The organism is Streptomyces sp. NPDC054849 (assembly GCF_053610945.1).
Genome location: NZ_JBSGZI010000157.1, coordinates 4,309 through 12,438, shown reverse-complemented (window position 1 = coordinate 12,438; position 8,130 = coordinate 4,309). Strand labels below are relative to the sequence as shown.

Genomic DNA, 8,130 nt, shown 5'->3' with positions numbered 1-8,130 from the left:
GGGGGCCGCCCCGACGCCCGGGCGCGTGCCGGCCCCCGGGCGTCATGCCGGCCCCCCCCCGGGGCCGTCGGGCGTCAGCCGTTCTGCCCGGGGGTCTGCTTCATGCCGTCGACGATCGCGCGCCGGGTGACGGCGCTGGTGAAGCGGACGACCCCGGGCTCGATCACGACCCCCTCCTCGGTGACCTGCTTCACCTGCACCGTGCGCACCCCGAGGAAGACGTGGGTCGTCTTGTCGAAGATCCACTCCTCGCGGACACCGCTGGTCTCCTCCAGCCGCGCCACCGCCACCCCCGGGCGGCCGATCGCGTCCTTCGCGTCGTCGACCACCACCACGCCGGGAATCTTCGCGGCGGCCTGGAACAGCGCCGGGTAGAGCGCCGCCGGCGGATAGCTCTCGGCCAGCAGGTCCCCGATGGTGGTGAAGGCCTGCTGGTCGGGGGTGGTGCCGTGACCTGCGGTCTCCTTGTAGATCTTGGCCAGCAGCGCGTCGGGATCGGTGGGCAGCGCGGCCAGGTAGTCGTACGACGGGCCGTTGAGGCTCGCCTCGAAGCGGTTGCCGTTCTCGTCGGGCAGGCTCAGCGTCTCGCCCTTGGGGCTGTCGTTGACCGCGGGGTCGATCAGCCAGCCCCTGGCGCCGTCGGCCGAACGCCATATCTGGCGCCGGTGCAGTGCAAAGCTGGCCAGGCTGCTCTTGTCGCCGACCGTCTGCACGAAGGTGTTCGACGACTGCGACTCGATGTAGATGTACTGGCCCGGCTTGACGCCCGAGCGGGCCCCCTGCGCGGCCACCAGGGCGAGACGGTCCAGCAGCTGCGGCACACCGCCGGCGGACGGGGAACCCAGCTGCGTGGTCAGCGCCGGTCCGGTGGCCAGCCCCGCGCCGCCGGCGCCCGTGTCGTTGAGCACCGTCCCGGCGATGACCGCGCCCGCCAGGGCCAGGGCCACCACGGGCAGCGTGAACGCCGGACGCAGCCCAAGCCCCCGGCCCCGGCCGAAGCCCCGGCCCCTGCCCCAGCCCTCGCCCCGGCCCGGGGCCCGGCCTTCGCCCCGGCCCCGGGCCGGTCCCTGGTCCCGGGCCTGGCCCTTCGGCCGGTCCGGGCCGGCCGCCGTGACGCCCTGATCCCGCTGACCATCCTGCTCGATGTGTGCCATCAGGCGCTCCTTGTGGAACTGATGACGGCCCGCCGGAAGATCACGCACAGTCTGCGGAAGAAGGGGGACGCTCTCCTCCCACTCGGCCGGGTTCTGCCGGGACTGGGTCGCTTTCATCGGTTTCCCTCCGATACGGGCCGGATCGAATGATTACGTTCGTCTCTTGTCTGTCGATCCGGCCGGCCGGGTTCCCCTCTTCCGTGCACGGATTGCTCCGCGCGGCCTTCAGCGCCCCGGTCCGCCGCCTGCACGGCGCCCCCGCCGCCGAGTTCGGCCTCGGTGAGTCTGCGCAGCTTGGCGCGGGCACGGGACAGACGCGACCGCACCGTGCCGACCGCGATGCCCAGTGCCTGCGCGGCGGCCGCGTACTCCAGCCCCTCCCACAGACACAGCGCCAGAACCTCACGCTCGGGCCGTCGCAGCACCGCGAGCGCACGCAGCGCAGCGGCGATACGCCGCCGGTCGTCCAGCCGGCCCGCCACCTCCTCGGCATGGTCGGGCAGGGCGGTCTCGGCCTCCGCGGCCGCCCGTGCCGCAGCCCGGTAACGCCGGTTGCTGCGGTAGTGGCCGCGGGCCACATTGGTCGCCACGCCCAGCAGCCACGGCCGCAGAGACCCGCCCTCGGGGTCGATGCGGTGCCGCAGCCGCCAGGCCTCCATAAACGTCTCGGCCATCACGTCCTCGGCCGCGGCCCAGTCGGGAGCCAGGCGGAAGGCGTGGTTGTAGACCGCGCGGGCGTAGCTGTCGTACAACTCGCCGAACGCGCTCGGATCCCCGGCTCGTATCCGGGTACGCAGATCAGTGCTCACCCCCACTTGCTGTCGACCCGCCCCCTCGAGTTCCCGTGACCCACATCACGCGGGCCGCCCCGGACGGCGGCCGGCCCGCCCCGAACGGCCGCCGGCGCCCGCACCGCCCCCACCGCTGCCCTCCCGTCGCCGCGGGGCGCCCCGCCGGCCCCGCGCCCACAAAAACGGCACCGGGCGGCCCACGCCCGGACGACCCGGCCAGGGATGCGGTACGCATCTGGCGCCCGCCCCGGTCGACCCGGCCGGGGGTGCGGTACGCATCTGGCGCCCGCCCCGGTCGACCCGGCCGGGGATGCGGTACGCATCTGGCGCCCGCCCCGGGGGGCCGGCGCAGGCCGTGCGCCCGTACGCGAACAGGACGGAGGCGAACGCCCCGGGTGACCATGCCACGGCCGAGGACCACCCCGGTACGGGAGACGAACGGCAAACCCCCCACCCCTCCGCCCCCTGCACACCGGCACGCCATGCACCCGCGAGCGCCCGGCGGACATCATGACCAGCACGGCACCGGCGATCCAGCCCGCGCAGAACCCGCCCCGCGTCGGCCTCTGCGGCGGACCGGACCGCAGGGTGACGCCACCCCGGTGCACGGCGGCGCGCGCAGCCACTGCCCGTCGTACTGTGCGAAGCGGCCGAGCCGGCGCAGGCCCGCCCCCAGCACCCCGGAGCACAGACCGGGCCGTCCCGGAGCACAGGCCGGGCTGGAAGGGGGCCGGGCGGCCGTCGAGGCGCAACGCGCAGTTCGCCGCGTCCTTGCGCCCAACCGGCGTGCTACGCCGAAGTACTTGAAGCCGCCGCGGTGGTGCAGCAGTCCGGCCGGTCGCCTCGGTGCGGCGGCAAGGACGTGCACCGGCCGCCGGCGGGCACGATGCCCCGGCCCGGGCCCGGGCCCGGGCCCCGGCCCCGGCCCGGGCCCCGGCCCCGGCCCGGCCCCCGGCCCCGGCCGCACGACGCGGGTACGCGTCACGGTCTCGACGCGGGCACGGGCAAGCCGCTCACGTAGCGGAGGTCCCCGCCACCGCCGGTCCCGGCCACGTGGCGCACCGTCAGAAGCCGGAAGGCGGCCCTGGAGCGGGGAACGGCCTGACCCGCACGCAGGCCGCCCCCGCCGGTCGGACACCGGCGAGGGCGGTCGTGCGGGGCAGGGGCCGCGCCGTCCTGCCGCGCCGTGGCCGCCTGCGGCCCAAGTGGCGCCGCTGCGGCCTGAGCAGCAGCAGGCGCAAGGCGGCTGAGTACGGCCACCGCAGCGCCCGCGCCGCGGCCGCCGGTTCACTGGAGCCATGACCGGGACGAACCGCACACGGGCCGGGACAAAAGCAGGAGCAGGGGCAGGGGCAGGGGCAGGGGCAGGGACAAAAGCAGGAGCAGGCAGGGGCAGGGCCAAGAAAGAGGCGGGGGCGCCGGGCTCGCGGACGCGGCGCACGAAACCGTGCGCTGGTGCGGGCGCCTGTACCGCAGCCCTGCCCGGTGCTGCGCAAGCCCCACTGCAGCACCGGCGTCTGGATTCGCGACGTGCGCGCCCACCTGGCGCCCGCTACTGGGACCACCTCTGAACGGGACAACTTCGGAAGGGGACAGCCTCTGAACAGACCGCCCCCCCGCGTGCCCTGCGGCCGGGCCTGCGGCCGGGCCGGGGCGCAGGCGGGGGGTGCGGGGTGGTTCAGCCGGCGGCGAGGAGGGTGAGCGTGTCGATCACACGGTTCGAGAAACCCCACTCGTTGTCGTACCAGGCGACCACCTTGACGTGGCGGCCCTCGACGCGGGTGAGGGCGGAGTCGAAGATCGACGAGGCGGGGTTGCCCGTGATGTCCGACGACACGAGCGGGTCCTCGGAGTACTCGAGCACGCCGGCCAGCGGCCCCTGCGCCGCGGCGCGGTAGGCCTCGAGGACCTCCTCGCGTGTCACGTCGCGGGCGACGGTGGTGTTGAGTTCGACGATCGAGCCCACCGGGACCGGCACGCGGATCGAGTCACCCGACAGCTTGCCCGCCAGGCCCGGCAGCACCAGGCCGATCGCCTTGGCGGCGCCCGTCGAGGTCGGCACGATGTTGACGGCGGCGGCGCGGGCACGGCGGGGGTCGCGGTGCGGGCCGTCCTGCAGGTTCTGCTCCTGCGTGTAGGCGTGCACCGTCGTCATGAAACCGTGCTCGATCCCGGCGAGGTCGTCGAGCACCGAGGCCAGCGGCGCGAGCGCGTTGGTCGTGCACGAGGCGTTCGAGACGATCGTGTGCAGCGCCGGGTCGTAGGCGTCGGTGTTGACCCCGAACGCGAGCGTGACGTCGGCGCCGTCGGACGGCGCACCCACCAGCACCTTCCGCGCGCCCGCCTTGACGTGGGCGCGGGCGGCCTCGGCGGAGGTGAACCGGCCGGTGGCCTCCAGCACGATGTCGACGCCCAGTTCGGCCCACGGCAGCCGCTCCGGCTCCCGCTCGGCGAGCACCGTGATGCGGCGGCCGTCGACGACCAGGGCGTTGCCCTCGACGGTCACCGGACGGCCGAGCCGGCCGGAGGTGGTGTCGTAGGCGAGCAGCCGGGCGAGGGTGGCGGGCTCCGTGAGGTCGTTGACGGCGACGACCTCCAGGTCGCTGTCGCGTTCGAGGAGCGCGCGCAGCACGTTGCGTCCGATGCGGCCGAATCCGTTGATGGCGATGCGAGTCATGAGCGATGTCCCTTTCGTTCCCCCTAGGTTCACGCCCGCCGCCCGCCCGCGACAGTGGCGTGATCGCCAGGGTTCAAAAGGATCACGCCACGCGATGACGGGCCCGGCCGCCGCGGCGGACAGCGGCGGCGCGTCGGACGAGGCCCCCGCTGCGGCGGACGATGGCGGGCGGCGCGGCGGACGACGGCGGCGCCACCCGCGGCGCGGCGGACGACGGCGGGCGGCGGACGATGGTGGCGTGTCCGGACGGAGGCCCGCGGACGGTGAGCCGGTCGCGGCTCGGCTGACGGTGGGCCCGTCGCGGGCACGGCGGACGATGGCGGCGCGGCGGCTGGTGGGCTCGCGGCGCGGGGGATGGGGGGCCGGCCGCGGCGCCCGCTTGGCCGGGCTACTCGCCCCGGGTGAAGGTGCGCCGGTACTCGCTCGGGGTGGTGCCCAGGATGCGCTGGAAATGCGTCCGCAGGTTCGCGCCCGTCCCCAGACCGATGTCGGCGGCGATCTGCTCGACGCCGCGCTGCGAGCGTTCGAGCAGCTCGCGGGCCACGTCGATCCGGGCGCGCATGACCCACTGCATCGGCGTGTACCCGGTGTCCTCGGCGAAACGCCGCGAGAACGTGCGGGGCGAGACCCCGGCGTGCTGGGCGAGCACGTCCAGGGTGAGGGGCTCGCCCAGCCGGTGCAGCGCCCACTCCCGTGTGGCGGCGAACCGCTCGCCGAGCGGCTCGGGCACGCTGCGCGGCACGTACTGCGCCTGGCCGCCGCTGCGGTAGGGGGCGGCGACCAGGCGCCGGGCGGCATGGTTGGAGGCGGCCACGCCGACGTCACCGCGCAGGATGTGCAGGCACAGGTCGATGCCGGAGGCGGCACCGGCCGACGTCAGGACACTGCCCTCGTCGACGAACAGGACGTTCTCGTCCAGCCGGATGAGCGGATGCCTCGCCGCGAGGGCCCGTGCGTAGTGCCAGTGGGTCGTGGCGCGCTTGCCGTCGAGCAGGCCCGTGGCGGCGAGCGCGAACGCCCCCGTCGAGATCGCGGCGAGCCGCGCACCCCGGGCGTGGGCGGCGATCAGCGCCTCGATGACGGCCTGCGGCGGGTCCTCGCGGTCCGGGAAGCGGTAGCCGGGGACGAAGACGATGTCCGCCCAGGCCAGGGCGTCGAGCCCGTCGGTCACGTGGTACGCCAGGCCGTCGCCGCCGGTCACCGGCCCGGGCGCCGCGCCGCACACCCGCACCTCGTACGGCATGCTCGCCCGGGTCGTGAAGACCTGCGCGGGAATGCCCACATCCAGCGGCTTCGCGCCCTCGAGGACGAGGACGGCGACGCGGTGGAGGCGGGAGGCTGGCACGGGCACGAGCGTACGCCGGGACCGGAACCCGCCGAACGCCCCGCCCCCGTGCGCGGGCGGCCCGCTGCGCGCCCCGAAGCCCGGGAGGCTTCGCCGGACGCGGGAAGGCCCGCCGCGCCGGCTGCCCGCGCCACGCAGTCCGCGGCCCGCCCCGCCTTGCCCCCGCCCCGGCTACGGGCTCCGCGCAGTCCGGGGCCCGTCCCGCCTTGCCCCGCCCGGTTCCGCCGGCTTCGCACCCCACAGCGTTTCTGCGGGCTCGTGACCGCGGCCTCGCAGGGGATTGCCGCTGCTCAAGGGCGGGCGAACCTGCTGGTTCGCTCCTTGCACCCCAAAATGTCACCTGTCAGACTGGTGACATGAAGCATGCGTTTCCTGCCGGAGTGCCGGCACTCGACTTCGCGGGGACGCTGCGAGTGCGCCGAGGCCCCAGAACGCGGGAGATGCTCGACTCGCCGCAGAGCCTGGGCCTGTGGTTCAGCGAATGCGGCATCACCGAGAGCCCGATCGACTGCCAGGAGGCCGACCTCGCCCGGGCGCTGGTCCTGCGGGAGGCGATCTACCAGCTGGTCCGGGCCGGGATCGACGCGCAGAGCTATGACGACGAGGCACTGTCCCTCGTCAACGAGGCGGCGCGCAGGCCGCCGCCCGTCCTGCAGCTCACGGCCGCCGGCCGCCGGATCGAAGCCACCGTCCAGCAGGCGTTCGCGCACGTCGCCCGCGACGCGGTCACGGTCCTCAGCGGACCGGAGGTGCCCCTGCTCAAGGAATGCGCGAACCCCGAGTGCACCCAGTTCTACCTCGACCGCTCCCGGGGAGCGCGCCGTGAGTGGTGCAGGATGGACCCCTGCGGCAACAAGATCAAGGCCGCGGCCTACCGGGCCCGCAAGCGCGCCACCTCCCCGTAGAACCCGCCGCCCCCGCCCCCGCCCCGCCTCCCCGGCCCCGGCCCGCACCGGCACGGCCAGGCTGCGGGCAACGACCGCCCGCGCCCTCCACCGCCCGTACACGCGCGGCCCCCGCCTGCCGGCGGCGCCGGCCTTCAGCGCCGACGGCGACATCGCCTCCTGCCTGCCCGACCGCACCCGGACCACCCCCCTGACCGTCGAACGCACCGCCGACGACAGGCCCCGGCGCCCGCGAACACCCCGGCTTCGACAGCCTCCCGCCCGTTGTTACGTCCGCCGCTGTACCTCCGCCTCACGTCCGCCGCCGGGGCGTACGTGCTGGTGAGCCGCCCATGACGGCGCGGTCCCAAAGCGGTAGAACCGGCGGCAGAAGCGAGAGTCCACACCAGTCGCCGGCGGCGGGGGAGTGCCGTTTAACCCGTATCCCCGGCACCGTCAAGTCCCGAATCTCCGGAACGTGACCGGTGCGGTGCTGATTGGGCTTACTGGTTATGCGGCCTCACCGGAAAAGGGAAAGAGGTTGCAGGGCGAGGTGGAAACAATTCCCCTCTCCCGGTGCCCCGAATTCCCGGAGCACGTTCCAGTGGGTTCCAATCCAGAAGCAGGAGAAAAACCATGAACCGCAACTTCGAGACGTCCGAGACCCGCCCGAAGCGTCGAGGTTTCCGCCTCGCGACCGCTGTTGCGGCTGCCGCGATCGCCGGTGGGGTGCTCCTGCCTGCATCCGCCGCGATGGCGGCCCCCACCACGTCGGTGACGAGCGTGGCCACCCAGGACAAGCATTCCAAGCACTCGAAGCACTCCAAGCATGGCAAGCACAACAAGCACGACAAGCACGACAAGCACGACAAGAAGAAGCACAGCAACAAGGGCGGTAACACCCAGGGCGGTACGCAGGGTGGCGGCTCGGGCAACACTCAGGGCGGTACGCAGGGTGGCGGCTCGGGCAACACCCAGGGCGGTACGCAGGGTGGCGGCTCCGGGAACACCCAGGGCGGTACGCAGGGTGGCGGCTCCGGGAACACCCAGGGCGGTACGCAGGGCGGCGGCTCCGGGAACACTCAGGGCGGTACGCAGGGCGGCGGCTCCGGGAACACCCAGGGCGGCACCCAGGGCGGCGGCTCCGGGAACACCCAGGGCGGCACCCAGGGCGGCGGCTCCGGTAACACTCAGGGCGGTACGCAGGGTGGCGGCTCGGGTAACACTCAGGGCGGTACGCAGGGTGGCGGCTCGGGTAACACTCAGGGCGGTACGCAGG

6 protein-coding genes are annotated in these 8,130 nt (G+C 74.4%); 2 read left to right on the top strand and 4 right to left on the bottom strand.

The window, feature by feature from the left end:
• Window positions 1–74: 74 nt before the first annotated feature.
• From ACWGIF_RS36575 to ACWGIF_RS36560, 4 genes are all read right to left on the bottom strand, one after another.
• A complete protein-coding gene (locus ACWGIF_RS36575) occupies window positions 75–1,271 on the bottom strand; it encodes a CU044_5270 family protein (RefSeq protein WP_453504029.1) in 1,197 nt (398 codons plus the stop codon).
• Window positions 1,268–1,963 (bottom strand): RNA polymerase sigma factor, encoded by a 696-nt coding sequence (locus tag ACWGIF_RS36570; RefSeq protein ID WP_453504027.1) that lies wholly within the window; start codon window positions 1,961–1,963, stop codon window positions 1,268–1,270. The genes ACWGIF_RS36575 and ACWGIF_RS36570 overlap by 4 nt, the downstream gene beginning before the upstream one ends.
• A gap of 1,660 nt (window positions 1,964–3,623) precedes the next feature.
• On the bottom strand, window positions 3,624–4,622 hold the full coding sequence (gene gap / locus ACWGIF_RS36565; protein WP_453504025.1) for a type I glyceraldehyde-3-phosphate dehydrogenase: 999 nt from the start codon (window positions 4,620–4,622) through the stop codon (window positions 3,624–3,626).
• A 388-nt stretch (window positions 4,623–5,010) separates the two neighbouring features.
• The gene (locus tag ACWGIF_RS36560; protein WP_453504023.1) at window positions 5,011–5,967 is read right to left on the bottom strand and encodes a GlxA family transcriptional regulator; all 957 of its coding nucleotides are present in this window, start codon (window positions 5,965–5,967) and stop codon (window positions 5,011–5,013) included.
• Between the two features lie 356 nt (window positions 5,968–6,323).
• Between ACWGIF_RS36560 and ACWGIF_RS36555 the strand changes: the two genes are divergently transcribed.
• Both ACWGIF_RS36555 and ACWGIF_RS36550 read left to right on the top strand, forming a co-directional pair.
• On the top strand, window positions 6,324–6,872 hold the full coding sequence (locus tag ACWGIF_RS36555) for a CGNR zinc finger domain-containing protein (RefSeq protein ID WP_453504022.1): 549 nt from the start codon (window positions 6,324–6,326) through the stop codon (window positions 6,870–6,872).
• A 615-nt stretch (window positions 6,873–7,487) separates the two neighbouring features.
• On the top strand, window positions 7,488–8,130 hold a 643-nt coding region (locus ACWGIF_RS36550), incomplete at its 3' end, for a hypothetical protein (RefSeq protein ID WP_453504020.1).